The sequence below is a fragment of the Mycobacterium marinum genome, from assembly GCF_003391395.1.
GTDB classification, from domain to species: Bacteria; Actinomycetota; Actinomycetes; order Mycobacteriales; family Mycobacteriaceae; genus Mycobacterium; species Mycobacterium marinum.
Genome location: NZ_CP024190.1, coordinates 6285212 through 6308973 on the forward strand (window position 1 = coordinate 6285212; position 23762 = coordinate 6308973).

The 23762-nt window shown below is 69.9% G+C and carries 6 protein-coding genes and 3 pseudogenes; 7 read left to right on the forward strand and 2 right to left on the reverse strand.

The window, feature by feature from the left end; genetic code table 11:
• Positions 1–16 precede the first annotated feature (16 nt).
• The 7 genes and pseudogenes from CCUG20998_RS26750 to CCUG20998_RS29050 all read left to right on the forward strand — a co-directional run bounded on the left by CCUG20998_RS26750 (position 17) and on the right by CCUG20998_RS29050 (position 16729).
• Positions 17–3356 (forward strand): annotated as a pseudogene (locus CCUG20998_RS26750) (arabinosyltransferase domain-containing protein).
• Positions 3353–6579: pseudogene (embB, locus tag CCUG20998_RS26755) on the forward strand (arabinosyltransferase EmbB). The pseudogenes CCUG20998_RS26750 and embB overlap by 4 nt, the downstream one beginning before the upstream one ends.
• Before the next feature lie 66 nt (positions 6580–6645).
• Entirely contained in the window at positions 6646–7791 is a 1146-nt protein-coding gene (locus CCUG20998_RS26760; RefSeq protein ID WP_050674650.1) for an MBL fold metallo-hydrolase, read from the forward strand.
• A gap of 159 nt (positions 7792–7950) precedes the next feature.
• On the forward strand, positions 7951–8469 hold the full coding sequence (locus tag CCUG20998_RS28245; RefSeq protein ID WP_036456789.1) for a hypothetical protein: 519 nt from the start codon (positions 7951–7953) through the stop codon (positions 8467–8469).
• A 109-nt stretch (positions 8470–8578) separates the two neighbouring features.
• Positions 8579–9079: a hypothetical protein gene (locus tag CCUG20998_RS26770; protein ID WP_020731064.1), complete on the forward strand. Its 501-nt coding sequence runs from the start codon at positions 8579–8581 to the stop codon at positions 9077–9079.
• 52 nt (positions 9080–9131) lie between these two features.
• A complete protein-coding gene (locus CCUG20998_RS26775) occupies positions 9132–10928 on the forward strand; it encodes an acyl-CoA dehydrogenase family protein (protein WP_020731065.1) in 1797 nt (598 codons plus the stop codon).
• 132 nt (positions 10929–11060) lie between these two features.
• A pseudogene (locus CCUG20998_RS29050) lies at positions 11061–16729 on the forward strand (PE family protein).
• An 85-nt stretch (positions 16730–16814) separates the two neighbouring features.
• Here CCUG20998_RS29050 and CCUG20998_RS26785 read toward each other — a convergent pair.
• Both CCUG20998_RS26785 and pks13 read right to left on the reverse strand, forming a co-directional pair.
• Positions 16815–18395 carry an acyl-CoA carboxylase subunit beta gene (locus CCUG20998_RS26785; RefSeq protein WP_012396866.1) on the reverse strand — a complete coding sequence of 527 codons (1581 nt, stop codon included), beginning with the start codon at positions 18393–18395 and terminating at the stop codon, positions 16815–16817.
• On the reverse strand, positions 18395–23743 hold the full coding sequence (pks13, locus tag CCUG20998_RS26790; RefSeq protein WP_020731068.1) for a polyketide synthase Pks13: 5349 nt from the start codon (positions 23741–23743) through the stop codon (positions 18395–18397). Before pks13 ends, CCUG20998_RS26785 begins: the two co-directional genes overlap by 1 nt.
• Between the last annotated feature and the right edge of the window lie 19 nt (positions 23744–23762).

Here is a 23762-nt window from a genome sequence, read left to right on the forward strand (position 1 = left end):
CCTACGATCGACCATCGTGTCCCTCGACGGTAATGAGCGATCTCAGCGGATCGCCCGGTTAGCAGCCGTCGTCTGGGAGTCGCCGGGCTGGTCCTGTGCGCCTTGGTTCCGCTCCTTCCGGTGAAGCAGACGACGGCGACGATCCTGTGGCCCCAGGGCGCCTCCGCGGACGGCGACATCAGCCAAATCACCGCCCCATTGGTGTCCGGCGCGCCGCGCGCATTGGACATTTCACTGCCTTGCGCGGCGATCGCCACCCTGCCCGCCACCGGCGGTCTCTGGTGCTGTCCACCCTCCCCGCCGGGGGCGTGGATACCGGCAAGAACGGGCTGTTCGTCCGCGCTGACAAGGACTCGGTCGTGGTCGCATTCCGCGACACGGTGGCCGCGGTGGCACCGCGCGCCGCGATCGCCGAGGGCCGGTGCAGCGCGCTGCACATCTGGGCCGACGCCACCGGCGCGCACGCGGATTTCGTCGGCATTCCCGGTGCCGCGGGCACCCTGCCCCCGGAGAAGAAGCCTCAAGTCGGTGGCATCTTCACCGACTTGAAGGTCCAGGCCCAACCGGGGTTGTCGGCGCGCATCGACGTCGACACCCGATTCATCACCGCGCCCACGGTCACCAAGACCATCGCCATGATCCTCGGTGCGATCGCGGTCCTGGGCGCCATCGTGGCCTTGGCCGCCCTGGATCGGCTGAGCCGCGGCGGTGACGCGCTGCGCGACTGGCGCTCCCCATCGCCTGGCTATCCAGGTACCGACCGCGGCTGCCCCGGCTGTCGCGCTGGCGCGTCGGGTTCGCAACCTGGCTCACCGACGCCGCGGTGATCGCCACGCTGCTGCTCTGGCATGTGATCGGAGCCCTTTCCTCCGACGACGGCTACAACCTGACCATCGCCCGGATCGCTCCCCAGGCCGGCTATGTGGCCAACTACTACCGATACTTCGGGACCACCGAGGCCCCCTTCGACTGGTATCACGAGCTGCTGGCACACCTGGCGCAGATCAGCACCGCCAGCGTCTGGATGCGGTTGCCCGCCACCCTGGCCGGCATCGCCTGCTGGCTGCTCATCAGCCGTTTCGTGCTGCGCCGGCTCGGCCCCGGCAAGAACGGCCTGGCCGCCAATCGGGTGGCCGTGTTCACCGCCGGCGCGGTCTTCGTGGCCGCCTGGCTGCCGTTCAACAACGGCCTTCGCCCCGAGCCGCTGATCGCCCTTGGCGTGCTGGTCACCTGGGCACTGGTGGAACGCGCCATCGCGCTGAGCCGGCTGGCTTCGGCCGCGATCGCGATCATCGTCGCGATGCTCACCGCGACGCTGGCACCGCAAGGTTTGATCGCGGTGGCCGCGCTGCTGACCGGGGCGCGCGTCATCGCCGGGATCATCCGTAAGCGCCGCGGCACCGACGGTCTGCTGGCCCCGCTCGCCGTCCTGGCCGCATCGCTGTCGCTGATCACCGTCGTGGTGTTCCGCAACCAGACGCTGGCCACCGTGGCCGAGGCGGCACGGATCAAGTACAAGGTCGGCCCGACCATCGCGTGGTACCAGGACTTCCTGCGCTACTACTTCCTGACCGTCGAAACCAACATTGACGGGTCGATGACCAGGCGCTTCGCCGTGCTGGTGCTGCTGCTCTGCCTGTTCGGCTCACTGGTGGTGCTGCTGCGGCGGGGCTGGGTGGGCGGTTTGGCCCGCGGCCCGGCCTGGCGACTGATCGGCACCACCGCGGTTGGTCTGCTGCTGCTGACCTTCACGCCGACCAAGTGGGCCGTGCAGTTCGGCGCCTTCGCCGGGCTGGCCGGTGCGCTGGGGGCGGTGATGGCATTCAGCTTCGCCCGGATCGGCCTGCACAGCCGACGCAACCTCACGCTCTACGTGACCGCCCTGTTGTTCGTGCTGGCGTGGGCCACCTCGGGCATCAACGGGTGGTTCTACGTCGGCAACTACGGGGTGCCCTGGTACGACATCCAGCCGGTGATCGCCAGCCATCCGGTGACCTCGATGTTCCTGACCCTGTCGATCCTGACCGGGCTGCTGGCCGCCTGGTACCACTTCCGGATGGACTACGCCGGGCACACCGAAGTCAAGGACAACCGGCGCAACCGGGTGCTGGCCTCCACCCCGCTACTGGTGGTCGCGGTCATCATGGTCCTGGGCGAAGTCGGCTCGATGGCCAAGGCCGCGGTTTTCCGCTACCCGCTCTACACCACCGGCAAGGCCAACCTGGCCGCCCTGGCTTCGGGGCTATCCCCGAACAGCTGCGCGATGGCCGATGACGTGCTGGCCGAGCCCGATCCAATGCCGGGATGCTGCAACCGCTTCCGGGGCAGACCTTCGGACCGGGCGGACCGCTGGGCGGCATCAACCCGTTCGGGTTCAAGCCGGAAGGGGTCGGCGAAGACCTCAAGTCCGACCCGGTGGTCAGCAAGCCCGGCCTGGTCAACTCCGACGCATCGCCCAACAAGCCCAACGCCGCCATCAGCGACTCCGCCGGCACCGCCGGCGGCAAGGGCCCGGCCGGCATCAACGGATCCACGCGGCGCTGCCGTTCGGACTGGACCCGGCCCGTACCCCGGTGATGGGCAGTTACGGGGAGAACTCGTTGGCCGCCACGGCGACCTCGTCCTGGTACCAGTTGCCCGGCGATTGGAAGGCCAACATCGCCGCCCAGCCGCTGGTCGTGGTCACCGCGGCTGGGGCCATCTGGTCCTACAAAGAGGACGGCGACTTCATCTACGGGCAGTCCCTGAAACTGGAGTGGGGCGTCACTCGCCCCGACGGCACCACGCAGCCGCTGGGGCAGGTATTCCCGATCGACATCGGGCCACAACCGGCGTGGCGCAACCTGCGCTTCCCGCTGGCCTGGGCCCCGCCGGAGGCCAACGTGGCGCGCATCGTCGCCTACGACCCAAACCTGAGTCCCGAACAGTGGTTCGCCTTCACCCCGCCCCGGGTGCCGGTTTTGGAAACGCTGCAGCAGTTGATCGGATCGAAGACCCCGGTGTTGATGGACATTGCGACCGCAGCCAACTTCCCGTGCCAGCGGCCGTTCTCCGAGCACCTCGGCATCGCCGAACTGCCGCAGTACCGCATCCTGCCTGACCACAAGCAGACCGCGGCGTCGTCGAACCTGTGGCAGGCCGGCCCGACCGGTGGGCCGTTCCTGTTCACCCAGGCGCTGCTGCGAACCTCGACCATCGCCACCTACCTGCGCGGTGACTGGCATCGCGACTGGGGATCGGTGGAACAGTATTACCGCTTGGTGCCGGCCGATCAGGCGCCGGAGGCCGTTGTGCAAGAGGGTGTGATCACAGTGCCCGGCTGGAGTCGCCAGGGACCGATTAGGGCGCTGCCATGAGCGTCACGAACGAAACCGAACAGGCCACCGCCGCCACCACCGCCAGCGCCCGTGAGGTGCGGGTGACCCGATGGGTAGCCACGATCGCGGGCCTGATCGGCTTCGTGCTCTCGGTGGCCACCCCGCTGTTGCCGGTCGTGCAGACCACAGCGATGCTCAACTGGCCGCAAAACGGGCAGCTGAACAGCGTGACCGCGCCGCTGATTTCGCTGACGCCGGTGAATCTGACGGCCTCGGTGCCCTGCAGCGTGGTGCGCGACATGCCCGCCAAGGGCGGGGTGGTGCTGGGCACCGCACCCAAGCAGGGCAAGGACGCCAACCTGCAGGCGCTGTTCGTCGTCGTCAACAGCAAGCGCGTCAACGTCACCGACCGCAACGTGGTGATCCTGTCGGTGCCACGCGAGCAGGTGGATTCCCCGCAATGCGAGCGCATCGAGATCAGCTCGACACATGCCGGTACCTTCGCCACCTTTGTCGGCCTCAAGGATCCCTCCGGCGCCCCGCTACGCAGTGGCTACCCGGATCCAACCTGCGCCCTCAGATCGTCGGGGTCTTCACCGATCTGACCGGACCCGCGCCGGACGGGCTGCGGCTCTCGGCCACCATCGACACCCGGTTCTCCACCACACCCACCACGCTGAAGTTGCTGGCGATCATCGGTGCGATCCTGGCCACCACCGTCGCGCTGATCGCGCTCTGGCGCCTCGACCGGCTGGACGGGCGTCGGCTACGCAGCCTGTTCCCGGCTAACTGGCGCACCTTCACCCTGGTCGACGCCGCGGTGATATTCGGATTCCTGCTGTGGCACGTCATCGGGGCGAACTCGTCCGACGACGGCTACATCCTCGGCATGGCCCGGGTCGCCGATCACGCCGGCTACATGTCTAACTATTTCCGCTGGTTCGGCAGCCCCGAGGACCCGTTCGGCTGGTACTACAACCTCCTTGCGCTGATGACCCACGTCAGCGACGCCAGCATTTGGATGCGGTTGCCCGACCTGTTCGCCGGGCTGGTGTGCTGGCTGTTGCTGTCGCGTGAGGTGCTGCCCCGGTTGGGGCCGGCGGTCGCGGCCAGCAAACCCGCCAACTGGGCCGCGGCGATGGTGCTGCTGACCGCGTGGATGCCATTCAACAACGGACTGCGTCCTGAAGGGATCATCGCGCTGGGCTCGCTGGTCACCTACGTGTTGATCGAGCGGTCGATGCGTTACGGCCGACTGACACCGGCGGCGCTGGCGATCATCTCCGCCGCGTTCACCCTCGGTGTGCAACCGACCGGGCTGATCGCGGTGGCCGCGCTGGTGGCCGGTGGCCGCCCCATCCTGCGGATCCTGGTCAAACGCCGGCGCCAGGTCGGCACGTTGCCGTTGCTGTCGCCGATGCTGGCGGCCGGCACCATCATCCTGACCGTGGTGTTCGCCGACCAGACCCTGTCGACGGTGTTCGAAGCCACCCGGGTGCGCGGCAAGATCGGGCCGAGCCAGGCCTGGTACACCGAGAACCTGCGGTACTACTACCTGATCCTGCCCACCGTCGACGGGTCGCTATCGCGCCGGTTCGGCTTCCTGATTACCGCGCTGTGCCTGTTCACAGCGGTGTTCATCATGCTGCGGCGCAAGCGCGTCGCAGGTGTGGCGCGCGGACCCGCGTGGCGCCTGATGGGCGTCATCTTCGGCACCATGTTCTTCCTGATGTTCACCCCCACCAAGTGGGTGCACCACTTTGGGCTGTTCGCCGCGGTGGGAGCGGCGATGGCGGCGCTGACGACGGTATTGGTGTCTCCAACGGTGCTGCGCTGGTCGCGCAACCGGATGGCATTCCTGGCGGCGCTGCTGTTCACCCTGGCGTTGTGCTGGGCCACCACCAACGGGTGGTGGTATGTCTCCAGCTACGGGGTGCCGTTCAACAGCGCGATGCCCAAGATCGCCGGAATCACGGTCAGCACCATATTTTTCGTGCTGTTCGCGCTCGCCGTGCTGTACGCGGCCTGGCTACACTTCGCCCCGCGCGGCAGCGGTGAAGGCCGGCTGACCCGCGCGCTCACCACGGCCCCGGTTCCCATCGCGGCCGGCTTCATGGCGGTGGTGTTCGTCGCATCGATGGGTATCGGGATTGTCCGGCAATACCCCACCTACTCCAATGGCTGGGCCAACCTGCGGGCCTTTACCGGCGGCTGCGGCCTGGCCGATGACGTGCTCGTCGAGCCGGACACCAACGCGGGTTTCATGACGCCGCTGCCCGGCGACTACGGCCCGCTGGGACCGCTGGGCGGGGTGAACCCGGTCGGGTTCTCCCCCAACGGGGTTCCCGACCACACCGTCGCCGAGGCGATGGTCATGAAGCCGAACCAGCCCGGAACCGACTACGACTGGGATCAGCCGGTGAAGCTGAAGTCCCCGGGTATCAACGGGTCCACCGTGCCGCTGCCCTACCAGCTCGACCCGGCACGGGTTCCGCTCGCGGGTACCTATGCCACCGGGTCACAGCAGCAAAGCAAACTCACTTCGGCGTGGTACCAGCTGCCCAAGCCCGACGATGGGCACCCACTGGTGGTGGTGACCGCCGCGGGCAAGATCGCCGGAAACAGTGTGCTGCACGGCTACACCCCCGGACAGACCGTGGTGCTCGAGTACGCCAGGCCCGGTCCCGGCCCGCTGGTGGCCGCCGGACGGATGGTGCCTGACGACCTGTTCGGCGAGCAGCCCAAGGCCTGGCGCAATCTGCGCTTTGCCCGCGACAAGATGCCGGCCGACGCCGTCGCAGTCCGCGTGGTGGCCGAGGACCTGTCGCTGACACCGGAGGACTGGATCGCGCTGACCCCGCCGCGGGTGCCGGACCTGCGCTCGTTGCAGGAGTACGTCGGTTCGACGCAACCGGTGCTGCTGGACTGGGCGGTCGGGCTGGCGTTCCCCTGCCAGCAGCCGATGTTGCATGTCAACGGCGTCACCGAGATCCCGAAGTTCCGCATCACGCCGGACTACAACGCCAAGAAGCTGGACACCGACACCTGGGAGGACGGCGTCAATGGCGGTCTGCTCGGTATCACCGACCTGCTGCTGCGGGCCCATGTCATGGCGACTTATCTGTCCCGCGACTGGGCACGCGACTGGGGGTCACTGCGTCAGTTCGAGACCCTGGTCGATGCGCCGCCCGCACAGCTCGACTTGGGCACCGCGACGCACAGCGGGCTGTGGTCGCCGGGCAAGATCCGCATCGGTCCGTAGCTGCCGCGAAGGACCGGTTCGTGGAAGTGAGTCGCACACCGCGCTTCGCGACCGGCGGCCTCGGCCATGACGCAACCTAAGCCGCACGGTATGCACCAGGCGTGCGACCACAGTGGCGCATCGATAGTGGCCGCGGTCTCTTCACGGCGGTCCGCCCTGACCGCGGCGGGGTTAGCCGTCGTCGGCGCAGGCGTTTTGGCCACGTCAGCCTGCGGTCCGGGCGAGTCGCCGGCGCCGCCCAACCCGGCCGCGTTGCCCGAAAATGCGCTGATCACTCTCGGGGTCGCCGCCGGCCCGCCGCCAACGCCCAACAAGATCGGAATCTCGTCGGTGCTGAAAATCGGCGGCGATCTCTATCTGATCGATTGCGGCTTGGGCTCGCTGAACGCGTTCACCAACGCGGGCCTGCAGTTCAATGACCTCAAGGCGATCTTCATCACCCACTTACACACCGACCACATCGTCGACTACTACAGCTTCTTCCTCTCCGGCGGCTTCCAAGCCCCGCCCGGGCGGGCGCCGATCCCGGTCTATGGTCCCGGTCCAGCCGGCGGATTGCCGCCAAGCGAAATCGGCAACCCGAATCCCGCCACCGTCAATCCCGCCAACCCGACGCCAGGGCTGGCCGCGACCACTGAAGCGCTGCACCAGGCCTTCGCCTACAGCAGCAACATCTTCATCCGCGACTACGGCATCGATAACGTTCAGGATCTGGCCAAGGTCATCGAGATCCCGGTGCCGGCGGGGTCGGACTATCGCAACACAGCGCCGAAGGTCAGCCCGTTCCCCGTGGTATCGGACGACAACGTATCGGTCACCACGACGCTGGTGCCCCACTACGACGTCTATCCCGCATTCGCCTTCCGCTTCGACGTGAAGAACCCGGCTGTGTCCATTACCTTCTCCGGTGACACCACCAAATCCGACAACCTCGTTGCGCTGGCGAACGGCACCGACATCCTGGTCCACGAAGCGATGTTCAGCCTCGATACCGCCTACTACGGCAACGTCTTCCCGCCGGACTATCTGCCCAAGTCACACACCTCCGCCGAGCAGGTCGGCGAGGTAGCCGCAGTGGTCAAACCGAAGCATCTGATCCTGAGCCACTACGCACCCGACGACCTGCCCGATTCCCAATGGCTCGACAAGATCAACCAGAACTACTCGGGCAGAACCACTGTCGCCAAGGACGGGCAAATCTTCGCCCTGTGATCCGCTAACCCATGGCGGCGTTGCGTGAGCTGCGGGCGGTCGAGCCATTTTCGATTCGTGGTCACCCGGTAGGTGCCGTCGGTGAGGTTTCAGCGTCGGCGATGCGGTCAATATCCCGGTTCGGGCGGGCAAATCAAACGCACATAGACGGTGGGGCTGATGCGCAGGCTGGTACGGATATTGATGGTGTCCACAGCAATCACACTGGCAATCTCTGCGGGGGCAACGTTTCCGGCCGGCAGCGCAGGTGCCGTTCCGGATCCTCGAGGCGCCACTCGGGTTGGGTTACGCGCGGCTGGGCGACAATGCGATTTCAGCATCACCGCCTTCGCGCCCCAGGTGCCACCGGGCCCCACAGGCACCGGCTCGGCCCTCATCCGCACGGCCGGTTCCACGGTGATCGCCGAGGTGCATCTGGTGAACACCGCGCTACCAGGCATGCACTATGACGTCGGCCTGATTCAGGCGCCCCGCCCGTCCTCGACCCCGTGCGGCCCCGGCGCGCCGGACACCGCCTTCACCGATCTGGACCTCGACGGGTCCGGCGCGGGGACGGTGACCGTTCAAGACGCCATCCGTCCGGGTACCACGGGGGTCTGGGTGCTGGTGCAACGTCCGAGCAGCTTTTCCCAGGACCACGCCGAGGTCTACACCTCCGACTTTCTGGCTTCGATCTAGCGGGCATCGGGCCCGCCCGGGGCCGCACCGACGGATCTGCCGGCAAAAACGGGACTTCGTACCCTATCGCCGCAGCGTGTTGTGGTGATCCGATGGAGGTGATGCGCCAATGGCGGCCAATGTGGTCAAAGGAGGTACAGCCATGAGCGTCTCACTGGATTCGCAGGCCAGGACCCGGATGTTTTGCCGGGTATTGGGTCCACTGCTCGTCATCGTCGATGTCACGGCGGTGGCCCGCGCCTCTGACATGCAGAACCTGCTGTCGCAATTCGAGGCGAATTCCCTGTGGACATGGGTCACCGGCGCCTTTGTGCTGGTGCTGGGGCTGGTGATGGTGGCCGGTCACCAGTACTGGCACGGCGCAGCGGCAATCATCGTGTCGGTGCTGGGCTGGATCGTTACGCTGCGCGGGGTGCTGCTACTGGCCTTCCCCAAGGCGTTTGTTTCGGCGGCCAACAGCATGATCGGTGCGCAAGCCGTGTGGGTGAGTCTTTGCATCGTCTTCGCGCTGCTCGGGCTCTATCTGACCTATGTCGGCTGGGCGCCGGCGGCCAGCGGGCCCAGCCAGCACGAAGCGGCGGCGTCGCGAGACCTGCCGCGCGCTGCCTGAGCACCCGGCGCAACGCCTTCACCCGGCAGCACAGGTGTAATACCGTCGCGTCATGAGCCAGCGTGACGGCGAGTACGAGATGGAGGGCGTCGACCGGTTGCCCTTCTCGACGCCCGAGAAGGCCCAGCGCTATCAAACGGAGAGCTATCGCGGGGCCGTGGGCCTCAACTGGTACTTAACCGACCCCACGTTGCGGTCGACCGTGGCGTATTACCTGCAACCCGACGAGCTGGCGGTCGTCGAACCGCACCTGATCCGCGCCGGCGAGCTGATGGGTGGTGCGGTGGCGCGGTGGGCCGAGGAAACCGACCGCGACCCCCCGCGCCTGCAGCGCTACGACCGCTGGGGCCACGACGTCAGCCGGATCGTCATGCCGGCATCCTTCACCCAGTCCAAGCGCGCCGTCCTCGATGCCCAGGCGGCATTGCGCGATGAGGCGCGAGGTGCCGGGATACGGCCGACCGTGGCACTGTTTGCGGCCAGCTATCTGCTCAACCAGGCCGACATCGGCATGGGCTGCGCGCTGGGTACCGGCGCCGGGATGGTGCAGTCGCTGGTGGCCGCCTTCGCGCCGGCCGACGTGCGCGATCACGTCCTGGCCAAGTTCGACTCCGGCGAGTGGGCCGGCGAGACCGCCCAGTTGTTGACCGAACGCACCGGCGGCTCGGATCTGGGCGCGCTGGAGACGACGGCCACCCGAGACGGGGACTCCTGGCGGCTCAACGGCTTCAAGTGGTTCGCGTCCAACTGCGCCGGGCAGGCCTTCGTCGTGCTGGCCAAACCCGAGGGCGCTCCCGATACCACCCGCGGGGTCGCGAATTTCCTGGTACTGCGCACCCGCCGGGACGGATCGCGCAATGGCGTACGGGTCCGACGCCTCAAGGACAAGCTCGGCACCCGATCGGTCGCCTCCGGCGAGGTGGAATTCGTCGACGCCGAGGCCTTCCTGTTGTCCGCGGAGCCATCCGGCCCGCAAGCTCTCGCCGGCCCGTCCGGCGGGCGCGGCCTGGCCCGGATGATGGAGCTGACCAACGCGGCCCGGCTGGGCATCGCGTCGTTCGCGCTGGGTAACGCGCGCCGAGCCCTGGTCGAATCGCTGTGCTACGCCCGCCAGCGCCGGGCCTTCGGCGGTGCGCTCATCGATAAGCCGCTGATGCGCCGCAAGCTCGCCGAGCTGATCGTCGACGTCGAAGCCGCCCAGACGTTGGTGTTCGACGGCCTCGGAGTGGCCAACCACCGCCAGCCCAGGACCATCCGCCAGCGCATCGCCGTTCCGGTTACCAAGCTCAAGGTCTGCCGGCTCGGGATCAGCGCCGCCTCGGATGCGATCGAGATCCACGGCGGCAACGGCTACGTCGAGAACTGGCCGGTGGCCCGCCTGCTACGCGACGCGCAAGTCAACACGATCTGGGAGGGCCCGGACAACATCCTGTGCCTGGACGTACGGCGGGGTATCGAACAGACCAGCGCCCACGAGACGCTGCTGGCCCGACTGCGTGACGCGGTATCGGTCGCCGACCGCGACGACACCACGCGATTGGTCGAGGCCCGCATCGACGATCTCGACGCGGCAATCACGGCGTGGACCAAGCTCGACAGGCGCCTTGGTGAGGCGCGGCTTTTTCCGCTGACCCAGTTCATGGGCGACGTCTACGCGGGGGCGCTGCTCATCGAGCGGGCTTCCTGGGAGCGCGAGGTCAGCGGCACCGACCGCGCGGCGCTGGTCGCCCGGCTCTACGCGGAACGGTATCTGGCTGATCGTGGGCCGCTGCGCGGCATCGACGCCGACTCCGAAGAGGCCCTGGATCGGTTCGGTGACCTCGTCGCGGGGGCGCTGGCGACCGCCTGATCGGCCTGGCCATGCCCGCGGGGCGGCCGAACCGACCAACTCCCAAGTAGAGACGAAAGTCCCTATTGGTCCGCGGCGAATTAGCGCGACCGTAAACCCCAACGCATCACGCTTGGGGTAAGGGGACACGGGATGTCGTATGTGATCGCGACGCCAGACATGCTCGCGGCGGCGGCATCGGATTTGACCAATATCGGCTCGACTCTTGGCGCCGCCAATTCCGCGGCGCTGGCACGGACCACCGGGCTGCTGGCCGCTGCCGAAGACGAGGTATCCACGGCCATCGCGTCGCTGTTTTCCGCCAGCGCCCGGGAATACCAAATGGTCAGCACCCGGGCGGCCCACCTGCACGCCGAATTCGTGCATTCGTTGACCAGGGCCGGCGCCGCCTACGCGGCTGCCGAGGCTGTGAATGCCTCTCCCCTGCAGACACTCGAACAGAACGTCCTCGCGGCGATCAATGCGCCCAGCCAAGCGCTGACCGCACGTCCGCTGTTCGGCGACGGTGCCGATGGGGCGCCCGGCACCGGGCAAAACGGTGGCGATGGCGGCTGGCTGATCGGCAACGTGGCAACGGCGGTTCTGGAGCACCCGGCGGCAATGGCGGTGCCGGCGGTTCGGCTGGATTGTGGGGACGCGGCGGCAATGGCGGAGCCGGGGGTACCGGTGTGGCTGGCGGGGCCGGGGGCAACGGCGGCTCCGGCGGGGCGAACGGGCTGCTCGGCGGCGGCTGGGGCCCGTTCGGCGGCGCTTCTGGCGGGGCCGGGGGTGCTGGGGGGGCCGGTGGAATCGGGGTAGCCGGCGGGCTCGGCGGCGACGGGGGTGCCGGTGGCGCCGGTGGCGCAAATAGCCAGCTGTTGTCGCTTTGGGGAAGTGCCGGTGCCGGTGGCGCCGGCGGCATCGGCGGGGCTGGCGGGGCCGGCACCGACGGGTCAGCTGGTGGTATCGGCGCTGACGGCGGGGCTGGCGGCCATGGGGGTGCCGGCGGGGCCGGCGGCGCCAACAACGCATGGTTGGGCGGCGCGGCCGGCAGCGGCGGAACCGGTGGCAGCGGCGGAACAGGTGGCCTCGGTGGGGCCGGCGGCAGCGGTATCGGCTACAGCACCGGCGGTGGGGCCGGTGGTGCTGGCGGGGCGGGCGGCGACGCTGGCACCGGTGGGGCCGCAGGTGCTACCGCATTCTTGGGGAGATCCGGTGTCGCGGGTTCGGCGGGCAACGGCGGTCACGGTGGCAACGGCGGCGGCGGTGCCGACGGAGACATCGGTGTGGCCGGTATCGGCGCCGGCGCCGACGGCGGCAACGGCTTCGCCGGCGGCACCGGCGGCGACGGCGGAACCGGCGGCAACACCACCGGCGGCACCAATGGATCCGGCGGCAACGCAGGCCACGGCGGCAACGCCGGCAACGGCGCCGCCGGCAACACCGGAGTCGGCTTCGCCACCAAGGGCGGCAACGGCGGCAACGGCGGAATCGGCGGCAACGCCGGCACCGCCGGACTGGCCGGCACCGGAGGCACCGGAGGCACCACCGGCGCGGTGGCCAACGCAGGCCACGGCGGCAACGGCGGCAACGGCGCCGACGGAGACATCGGCGTCGCCGGTATCGGCGCCGGCGCCGACGGCGGCAACGGCTTCGCCGGCGGCACCGGCGGCGACGGCGGAACCGGCGGCAACACCACCGGCGGCACCAATGGATCCGGCGGCAACCCAGGCCACGGCGGCAACGCCGGCAACGGCGCCGACGGCAACACCGGAGTCGGCTTCGCCACCACCGGCGGCAACGGCGGCAACGGCGGAATCGGCGGCAACGCCGGCACCGCCGGACTGGCCGGCACCGGAGGCACCGGAGGCACCACCGGCGCGGTGGGCAACGCAGGCAACGGCGGCAACGGCGGCAACGGCGCCGACGGAGACATCGGCGTCGCCGGTATCGGCGCCGGCGCCGACGGCGGCAACGGCTTCGCCGGCGGCACCGGCGGCGACGGCGGAACCGGCGGCAACACCACCGGCGGCACCAATGGATCCGGCGGCAACGCAGGCCACGGCGGCAACGCCGGCAACGGCGCCGACGGCAACACCGGAGTCGGCTTCGCCACCACCGGCGGCAACGGCGGCAACGGCGGAATCGGCGGCAACGCCGGCACCGCCGGACTGGCCGGCACCGGAGGCACCGGAGGCACCACCGGCGCGGTGGGCAACGCAGGCCACGGCGGCAACGGCGGCAACGGCGCCGACGGAGACATCGGCGTCGCCGGTATCGGCGCCGGCGCCGACGGCGGCAACGGCTTCGCCGGCGGCACCGGCGGCGACGGCGGAACCGGCGGCAACACCACCGGCGGCACCAATGGATCCGGCGGCAACGCAGGCCACGGCGGCAACGCCGGCAACGGCGCCGACGGCAACACCGGGGACTACTACGTCTCCGGCGGAAGCGGTGGCCTGGGAGGTGACGGTGGCGACGCCGGCACCGCAGGACTGGCCGGCACCGGAGGCACCGGAGGCACCGTGGGCGCGTACAGCGCCGGCGGCGCCGCGGGTAACGGCGGCACCGGCGGGGCCGGCGCTCAGGGTGCCCCGGCCCAGTTCGGCTCTACCGGCTTTGCGGGCGGTGATGGCGGGGCCGGCGGGGATGGCGGCACCGGCGGCGGCGGCAATGGCGGAACCAACGGCAGCGGTGGCCACGGCGGCACCGGCGGGGCCGGCGGCCAAGGAGGCGTGGGTTACACCGACGACGGCGGCAACAACGCCACCACCGGCGGCGACGGCGGCAACGGCGGCCAAGGCGGCCAGGGCGGGGTGCCTGGTGCGACCGGCACCGGCGGCACCGTGGGGATGGCAGGCAACGGCGGAGCCGGAGGTGCCGGTGGCCAGGGCGGCGCCACCACCACCAGCGGCAATTTCGCCGGCTCTGGCGGCCAGGGCGGCCAAGGCGGCCAGGGCGGCGCCGGGTTGTCCGGCCTGACCGGCGGCGACGGGTACGACGGCGGGCAAGGCGGTGCGGGCGGTACCGGTGGTGCCGGCGGCGACGCCGTCTCCGGCGCATACAACGGCCATGGCGGCGCGGGTGGCGACGGCGGGGCCGGCGGCCAAGGTGGTACCGGCTACGCCGACGACGGCAGCAACAATGCCGGCGCCGGCGGCAACGGCGGGATGGGCGGTCAAGGCGGTCAAGGGGGTGGCGCCGGCGCCGGCGCCGGCGCGGGTAGCGGCGCGGGCAGTGCGGGTACCGGCGGAGACGGCGGTACCGGCGGCGATGGCGGTGCCACCACCACCATCGGTCATACCGCCGGGGCCGGCGGAGACGGCGGCCAGGGTGGCGACGGCGGCGATGGTCTGGCCGATGCGGCCAGTAGCGGCGGCAAGGGCGGTGCGGGCGGTCTCGGCGGCAATGGCGGCGACGCCGTCTCCGGCGCATACAACGGTCAGGGCGGTATGGGCGGTCAAGGGGGTACCGGCGGCCAAGGTGGTGACGCCGGCCCCGAAGGCAACGGCGGCAACGGCGGCAACGGCGGTGACGGCGGCACCGCCGGCGCCGCGGGCACGGGCGGTCTCGGCGGCACCGCGGGCACCGCGGGTACCGGCGGCACCGGTGGCGGTGGCGGCCAGGGCGGCGACACCACCGCCGCCGGGCACACCGCCGGCTGGGGCGGGAATGGCGGCTATGGCGGCCAAGGAGGCGGCGGCGCCGCCGGCCCGGCCGGTGGCAGCGGCTCCGACGGTGGGCAGGGCGGCCAAGGAGGCGCCGGCGGCACCGGCGGCGACGCCGTGGCCGGAGCAACCAATGGCAGCGGCGGCACCGGTGGCTACGGAGGCCAAGGCGGCCAAGGAGGCGCCGGCGGCACCGATGACGGCGGCGACAATGCCGGCACCGGCGGTGCCGGCGGCACTGGAGGCACCGGGGGCGCGGCCGGTGCGACCGGCAGCGGCGGCACGGTGGGCTTGGCATTCCCCGGCACCGCGGGCCACGGTGGTGACGGGGGTGCCGGCGGCGAAGGCGGTGCCACCACCATCGTCGGGCACACCGCCGGTACCGGCGGGAGCGGCGGTCAAGGCGGTGACGGCGGCCCTGCTGCCGACACCGGCGTTCCCGGCGCCGCCGGGTCCACCGGCGGCTTCGGCGGCACCGGCGGCGCCGGCGGTGCTGGCGGCGATGCCGTCGCCGGCGCAACCAACGGCAGCGGCGGCGCCGGCGGTCAGGGCGGCGCGGGAGCCAAGGGCGGGCAGGGCTACGACGACAACGGCGCCAACAACGCAGGTGTCGGTGGCAACGGTGGCGAAGGCGGCACCGGCGGCAACGGCGGAGCGGCCGGCGCCGGGGGTGACGGCGGCACCGCGGGCGCCGCAGGCACCGGCGGTACCGGTGGTGACGGCGGCAAGGGCGGCGCGACCACCATCAGCGGTCATCATGCTGGCTACGGCGGCAACGCCGGCGGCGGCGGCCAAGGTGCCGATGGTGCCGCCGGCCCGGCCGGCGGCAATGGCTACGACGGTGGCCAGGGCGGCGCGGGAGGCACCGGCGGCCAGGGCGGGGATGCCGTCGCCGGCGCGACAAATGGCTACGGCGGCCAGGGCGGTATCGGCGGGACCGGTGGCCAGGGTGGTGGCGGCGCCGCCGACGATGGCAGCGACAATGCCGGCGCCGGTGGGAGCGGCGGCGCCGGCGGCCTGGGCGGTCAAGGCGGCGCGGCCAGCATCGGAGGCATCGTCGGCACCGGCGGCACCGGCTTCTCGGGCGACGGCGGCGACGGCGGCGCGGGTGGCCAAGGAGGCGCCACCGCCGTCAGTGGTCACACCGCCGGGGCGGGCGGCACCGGCGGCACCGGCGGCACCGGCGGCGATGGCATCAATGGCCCCGCCGACCGTCCCGGCGGTCGCGGCGGCCAAGGCGGTCACGGCGGCAACGGCGGTAGCGGCGGCAGTGCCGTCGCTACCGCGACCAACGGCAGCGGCGGAGCCGGGGGCGCGGGCGGCACGGGCGGCCAAGGTGGCAACGGCTACGACGACGACGGCAGCAACAATGCCGGCGCCGGCGGCGCCGGCGGCGACGGCGGCGTGGGAGGCACTGCCGGCGCGGTGGGCTCGGGTGGCTCCGGCGGCACTGCCGGTACCGCGGGAACGGGCGGCGACGGCGGCGACGGCGGCAAAGGCGGCGCCACCACCACCATCGGCAGTTCCGCGGGCTCCGGTGGCGATGGCGGGAACGGCGGCCTAGGCGGCGCCGGTGCTATCGGCCCCGCTGGCGCTGACGGCTCCACCGGCGGTCAAGGCGGCGCCGGCGGCGAGGGCGGCGATGGGGGCGACGCCGTCGCCGGCGCCACCAACGGCTCGGGCGGGGACGGCGGAGATGGTGGTAGCGGTGGCCAGGGCGGCGCTGGAGGGGTCGATGACGGCGGCGGAGCCGGCACCGGCGGCCAGGGCGGTGAGGGTGGTCAAGCCGGCGACGGCGGCGTGTCCGGTAGTGGCGGATTGTTCGGCGGTGGTGGCGACGGTGGCCACGGTGGCCAGGGCGGCCTCGGCGGCACCGGCGGTGACAGCGCACTGGGTACCGGCGGTGACGGTGGCCAAGGCGGCCAGGGGGGAACTGGCGGCACGGGCGGCTATGGCGCCTTCGAGGGCGGCTTCGGTGGCGACGGCGGCGATGGCGGAACCGGAGGGACCGGCGGCGTCGGACAGAGCGGCCTTCCCGGCACCGGTGGCACCATCGGCATCGCGGGCGTCCCGGGCAGCCTTCCTTCCGGCTCTACCGGTGGCGCCGGCGGCGACGGCGGCGACGGCGGCGACGGCGGACCGGGTTCGCCCTAGCCGGCCAGCAGACGCAGAATCGCACGCAAAACGTGTTTTGCGTGCGATTCTGCGTCTGCTCGCGCTACTGGGTGGGCGGTACTCGCTAGACCGGGATCAGGCCGTGCTTGCGGCCCACCCGCCACCACAGCTGCTTGTCCCGCAGCAGGTGCATGGACTTGCGCAGCAGCAGCCGGGTCTGGTGCGGGTCGACGACGGCGTCGATGAACCCGCGCTCAGCCGCGATCCACGGGATCGCCATGTTCAGGTTGTAGCCCTCGATGAAGTCACGCTTGATCTTCTGGGCCTCGGGTGTGGTCGGGTCCGGGAAACGCTTCATCAGCAACTGCGCGGCACCGTCGGCACCGATCACCGCGATGCGCGCGGTCGGCCAGGCGAAGTTGAAGTCCGCGGTCAGCTGCTTGGAGCCCATCACCGCGTACGCACCGCCGTAGGACTTGCGGATGGTGATCGTCACCTTCGGCACGTCGGCTTCCACCACGGCGTACAGGAACCGCCCGCCGCGCTTGATGATCCCGTTCTTCTCCTGCTCGGCCCCCGGCAGGAAGCCGGGTGTGTCCACCACAAAGACCAGCGGGATCTTGAACGCGTCGCAGAACCGGACGAACCGTGCGGCCTTGTCGGAGGCTTCGTTGTCGATGGCACCGGACATGTGCATCGGCTGGTTGGCCACCACCCCCACCGGGCGTCCGTCGACGCGCGCGTAACCGGTGATGATCGCCTGGCCCGCCTGCGCGGCGACGTCGAGAAAATCCCCATCGTCGAAGATCCGCAGCAGAATCTCGTGCATGTCGTAGGCGGTGTTGTCCGAGTCCGGCACGATCGAGTCGAGCTCGAGGTCACTCGGGGTGATTTCGGGCTCCAGCCCGGGGTTGACCACCGGCGGGTCGCCAAAGCAGTCCGATGGCAGGAATGACAGGAAGTCCCGCACGTACTGGAATGCGGCGGCCTCGTCCTCGACCACCTGGTGGATGTTGCCGTAGCGGGCCTGCGAGTCGGCGCCGCCCAATTCGTCGAGGCTGACGTCCTCGCCGGTGACGTCTTTGATCACGTCGGGCCCGGTGACGAACATGTAGCCCTGGTCTCGCACGGCGACCACCAGGTCCGTCTGGATCGGCGAATACACCGCTCCCCCAGCACATTTGCCGAGGATGATGGAGATCTGCGGTACCTGGCCGGACAAGATCTCGTGGCGCCGGCCCAGCTCGGCGTACCACGCCAGCGAGGTCGCCGTGTCTTGAATTCGGGCGCCGGCGGAATCGTTGATGCCGATGATCGGGCAACCGACCATCGAGCACCACTCCATCAGGCGGGCCACCTTGCGGCCGAACATCTCACCGACCGAGCCCTGAAACACGGTCTGGTCGTGGGAGAACACCCCGACCGGGCGGCCGTCGATCATGGCGTGCCCGGTGACCACCCCATCGCCGTACAGCGCGCCCGGGTCACCCGGGGTCTTGCACAGCGCACCGGTCTCGAAGAAGGTGCCCGGGTCCACCAGCGCATGCACCCGTGCGCGGGCGCTCGGAATGCCCTTCTTGTCACGCTTGGCAGCGGCCTTCTCACCGCCGGGTTCTTTGGCCAGCTCCAGGCGTTCCCGCAGTTCCGCGAGCTTCTCGGCAGTGGAGTGCACCACAGGAGCTGGGCCTGGAGCTGTATCGGTCACTACTTGCCTACCTCACTGGTCGGTTCAGCCTTGATGTTGTCCACAGCGCGGCTCATGTGTTCGCCGACCTTGGCGATGATCGGCTCGTCGATGGCCTGGATGTGCTCGCCACCGATCGGCACGACCTCGAGGTCGGAAACATACTCGCCCCAGCCGCCGTCCGGCTGGCGAACGGCATACCGCGGCTCGAACATGATCGCGTCGTCATGGTAGCGATCGGCCATGTAGAGGGTGACATGCCCGTCGTACGGGTGGATCTCGGCGGTGTCGATCGCCCGGTTGTCCAGGTACGAGGTGCGTTGGTGCTCGATGATGCCGGCCGGGATCTCCACCCCGCTCTGGCTGACGGCCTCGAGAACGAACCGGACCTGACCTTCGTCGTCGAGCTCCTCGAGATGCTCGTACGGGATCGCCGGAACGGTGACGTTGAACGTCTTCTCGGCGAACTTGGCGTAGCGGTCCCAGCGCTTGCGGATCTCATCCTTGGTCTGGGGGATCTCCTCCCCCGCCCGCACCGCGTCGATCAGACCGACAAACCGGACGTCTTTGCCCAGGCGCTTCAGCCCGATCGCGCACGCGTAGGCCAGCACGCCACCCAGCGACCAGCCGACCAGGATGTAAGGCCCGTCGCCCTGCATCTCGATCAGCTTCGGCACGTATTGGGCCGCCCGCTCTTCGATTGATCCCTCGACCCGCTCGAAGCCGTACATCGGCGTATCCGCCGGCAATCGGTTCAGCAGTGGCTCGTAGACCACCGTCGAACCACCGGCCGGGTGGAACACGAACACCGGCACCTTCGAGCTGCCCTCGGGACGGGCCCGCAGGGTGCGTACGAAGCCGTCGACGACACCGGCCTCCAGGTAGCCGCGCACCTTCTCAGCGAGCGCCTCGATGTTGTGCGAACTCAAGACGTCCTCGGTGGTGATGGAACCTTCCGCACGCTCGGACAGGCGTTGGGCCATCTTGGCGGCCTTGTCCTTATCCAGCTTGGGCAGCGGGTTGAAGATGCCCCCCGCCGACTTGCCGGTAACGATCGCCCAGGTAGCGAAGACGACACGCTCGGCGGCATCACGCGGCGGCACGTCAGAGTTCAGCGCCTTGGCGACCGCTTCCTGGTTGAGCGCATCGGCGGCACCCTTGAGATCCGGAGCCGAACTGGGCTGCCCCTTGCCGGACGGGCCGGCCGGGTCGGTGGGCGGCGGCGGCACGTCCGAGGGCGGCGGGGCGGCCGCCTCCTCCGCTGCCTGGGCAACCGCCTCCGCGGCGGGAGCCGGCGCGGAGTCGTGCTTGGCGTGCATCAGCTCCGCCTGAACCCTGGCGATTTCCTCGGCCGACTGGGTCTTCTGGTGCTCGTGCAGCTGCTCGACCTCATCACGGTGTTCGACCGCGTATTCGATCAGCTTCTCCACGTTGTAGAGGTTGGCGTCACGCACCGCCGTCAACTGGATGGGCGGCAGGTCGAAGTCGTACTCCACGCGGTTCTTGATCCGCACGGCCATCAACGAGTCCAGGCCCAGCTCGATCAGCGGCACCTCCCAGGGCAGGTCCTCGGGCTCATAGCCCATGGCCGATCCGACGATCAGGCCCAGGCGATCGGCGATGGTTTCGCCGGTATCCGGAGTCCATCTGCCCATGCCGCTCGGCATGTAACGGTTGGTCAGGCTGTCCGTCAGCGTCTCCGCGTCGGATTCCTCGGTCGCGTCCGCGGACGCGGACGGTGCCACGGCATCGACGGCACCGTCGACACCCGCCGCAACGGCGGTACCCGCGCCGACCGCAGCCGGCAACACCGCGTCCTGGCCGCCCCGGGCGACCAGGGCGTCATAGACGAGGGTGAACGATTCATCGATGCGGGCGTGCACCTGCACCGACGCGCCGCCGGGATGGCGGGCCAGGGTCGTCACCAGCCGCGCGCCCTCGCCGGGCAACGCGCGCTGCTCGGCAGCGCTGAGCCGGGCGTCCGGAAGCACCTGCGTGGCAGCGGCTCTGACCAGTGCGGCCAGATCGGTGGCCTCGCGCGGGGCGAATTCCCAGACGTGCCGGCCATCGGGCAAGGCGACATGGTTACCCGGCATGATCACCGACGCATCACCGGAGAACTTCGCGTCCAACCAGTGCTCTTTGCGCTTGAATCGGGTGGGCGGAATGATCGCGTAGTCCGCCGGCCCGGCCGGCCCCGGGAACAGGGTGCGCATGTCCAGGTCGTGGCCGTGCACGTAGAGCTGCGCCAGCGTCGAAATCATCGACTCGACTTCGTCTTGCTTGCGGGCCAGCGTCGGAATCAGCTGGGCGTCATGCAGACCGGCCGAGGCCGTGGTCAGGCCAACCTGCATCAGCGCGACGGGGTTGGGCGCCAGCTCCAGGAAGGTGGTGTGCCCGCTGTCGACCGCGTTGCGGATGCCGTGGGTGAAGTAGACGCTGTGGCGCAGGCCCTTCTTCCAGTAGTCAACATCGTGGATGGGGTCACTGCCGGGTTTGACGTAGCTGCCCTCGTGCACGGTCGAGAAGATGCCGGCGGTCGGGCTCATCGGCTTGATGCCCTGCAGCTCCGCGGCGAGTTCGCCGAGCAGCGGGTCCATCTGCTGAGTGTGGCTGGCGCCCTTGGTCTGGAACTTGCGGGCGAACTTACCCTCGGATTCCGCGCGGGCGATGATCGCGTCGACCTGCTCCGGCGGGCCGCCGATGACGGTCTGGGTGGGTGCCGCGTAGACACACACCTCCAGATCGGGGAAGTCGGAGAACACTGTCTTGATCTCGTCGGCGGAGTACTCCACCAGCGCCATCAACCGGATGTACTCGCCGAACAGCATCGCCTCGCCCTCGCCCATCAGGTGCGAGCGCGAGCAGATCGCCCGGGTGGCATCGCGCAGCGAGAGACCGCCGGCGAAGTAGGCCGACGCGGCCTCGCCCAGCGACTGGCCGACCACCGCGGCGGGCTTGGCGCCGTGGTGGCGGAGCAGCTCACCGAGCGCGACCTGGATCGCGAAGATGGTGACCTGCGTGGTCTCGATGCCGTAGTCCTGCGAGTCGTCCAGAATCAGCTCGAGCACCGAGTAGCCCAGCTCGTCCTGGACCAGCGCGTCGACCTTCTCGATCCACTCGGCGAATACCGGGTTGCGCAGGTAGAGGCTCTTGCCCATCTTGCGGTGCTGCGCGCCGAACCCGGCCAACACCCACACCGGGCCGTTGGTCACCGGACCGTCAACGCTGAACACGCCGGGCCGCTGCTTGCCCTCGGCGACCGCGCGCAGGCCCTTGATGGCCTCTTCATGGTCGTGGGCCAGCACCACCGCGCGGGACCGGCCGTGGTTGCGCCGCGACAGCGAGCGGCCGATCGACTCCAGCGACGACGACTGGCCTTCGGGGCTTTCCATCCAGTCCGCCAATTCGGCGGCGGCGGCCTTCTTACGCGAGGTCAAAAACGCCGAAACCGCGAGCGGAATCAGGGGCTTGGTGGGCCCTTCGGCCTCTTCTTTGGCCGCGAGCTCTTCCAGCGCGACTTCCTTGAGCCGCAGCGCCTCCTCGGTGACCCCGGGCAGCTCGGGCTCCGCCTCTTCGGCTTGCCCGTAGCTGGGCGCGTCGGTGATGATCTCGCCGTACTCGTCGAAGCGCAGTGCGTGGCCTTCGGCGCTCGCCGCCTCGGACTCGCAGGCCTGCGCGGGTGCGGCCGGCGCCGACTCGGGATCGGGTTCGCGCTCGATGACATCGCGTGGCAGCACCTCGCGCACCACCACGTGGGCGTTGGCGCCGCCGAATCCGAAGCTCGATACCCCGGCCAGCGCATAGCCGCCGTATCGCGGCCAGTCGGTGGCCGCGTCGACCACCTTCAGGCGCATCGCGTCGAAGTCGATGTAGGGGCTGGGCCCGGCGAAGTTGATCGACGGGGGCAGCTTGTCATGCTGCAACGCCAGCACCACCTTGGCCATGCTGGCCGCACCGGCGGCCGACTCCAGGTGTCCGACGTTGGTCTTGACCGCACCGAGCAAGGCGGGCCGATCCGCCGCACGCCCCTTGCCAACCACCCGGCCCAGCGCCTCGGCCTCGATCGGGTCGCCCAGGATGGTCCCGGTGCCGTGCGCCTCGATGTAGTCGACGTTGCGCGGGTCGATGCCCGCGTCCTTGTAGGCCCGGCGCAACACGTCGGCCTGGGCGTCCTGGTTCGGCGCGATCAGGCCGTTGGACCGCCCGTCGTGGTTGACCGCGCTGCCGGCGATGACGGCCAGGATCTGGTCGCCGTCGCGGCGGGCGTCATCGACGCGCTTGAGTACCAGCATGCCGGCACCCTCGGAGCGGGTGTAGCCGTCAGCGTCGGCCGAAAACGACTTGATCCGGCCGTCCGGGGCCAGCACGGCGCCGATCTCATCGAAACCAAGCGTCACCATGGGGGTGACCAGCGCGTTCACCCCGCCGGCCACGACCACATCGGCCTCACCGTTGCGCAGCGCTTGCACGCCCTGATGGACTGCCACCAGTGAGCTCGAGCACGCGGTGTCGATCGCCACCGAAGGCCCGCGGAAGTCGTAGAAGTAGGACACCCGGTTGGCGATGATCGACGTCGCGGTGCCGGTGATCGCATACGGGTGGGCGATGGTCGGGTCCGACACCGCCAAGAAGCTGTAGTCATTGTTGGAGACACCCACGTAGACGCCGACCGAGCCACCGCGCAAGCTCGACGGTGGGATGCGGGCGTGCTCGAGCGCCTCCCAGGTCAGCTCCAGCGCCATCCGCTGCTGCGGGTCGATGTTGTCGGCTTCGGTCTTGGCCACCGCGAAGAACTCGGAGTCGAAGCCTTTGATGTCGCTGAGGTAGCCGCCGCGAGTGCGGGCGTTTGCGACCCGCTCGGCGATCCGCGGCTCTTCCAGAAATTCCGACCAGCGTCCCTCGGGCAGGTCGGTGATCGCGTCGCGGCCCTCCAGCAGCGCCCGCCAGGTCTCCTCCGGGGTGTTCATCTCGCCGGGCAGCCGGGTCGCCAGACCCACAATCGCAATGTCGACCCGCTCGGCCGGGCCGTTGCGCGTCCAGTCAATGTTGTCGATGCCGTCGTCGGCGACTTCGGGCTCACCCTCGATGATGCGAGTGGCCAGCGACTCGATGGTCGGATGCTGGAAGGCAACCGCGACCGACAGGGTGACGCCGGTCATGTCTTCGACGTCGGCGGCCATGGCCACCGCATCCCGTGACGACAAACCGAGCTCGACCATCGGCACCGACTCATCGATGGAGTCCGGCGACTTCCCGACCGCCTTGCCCACCCAGTTGCGCAGCCACTGCCGCATCTCGGGGACCGTCATATCGGACTTGTTGGCTTGCGCGTCCTCGTTCGACTGGGGTTGGTCTGTGTCAGCCATGGCTACCTTTGCTTACGCT

Excerpts from the sequence above, each read along its gene's own strand:
- CCUG20998_RS26760 (WP_050674650.1), top strand. The coding sequence starts at position 6,646 with ATGACGCAACCTAAGCCGCACGGTATGCACCAGGCGTGCGACCACAGT.
- CCUG20998_RS28245 (WP_036456789.1), top strand. The coding sequence starts at position 7,951 with ATGCGCAGGCTGGTACGGATATTGATGGTGTCCACAGCAATCACACTG.
- CCUG20998_RS26770 (WP_020731064.1), top strand. The coding sequence starts at position 8,579 with ATGGCGGCCAATGTGGTCAAAGGAGGTACAGCCATGAGCGTCTCACTG.
- CCUG20998_RS26775 (WP_020731065.1), top strand. The coding sequence starts at position 9,132 with ATGAGCCAGCGTGACGGCGAGTACGAGATGGAGGGCGTCGACCGGTTG.
- pks13 (WP_020731068.1), bottom strand. The coding sequence starts at position 23,743 with ATGGCTGACACAGACCAACCCCAGTCGAACGAGGACGCGCAAGCCAAC.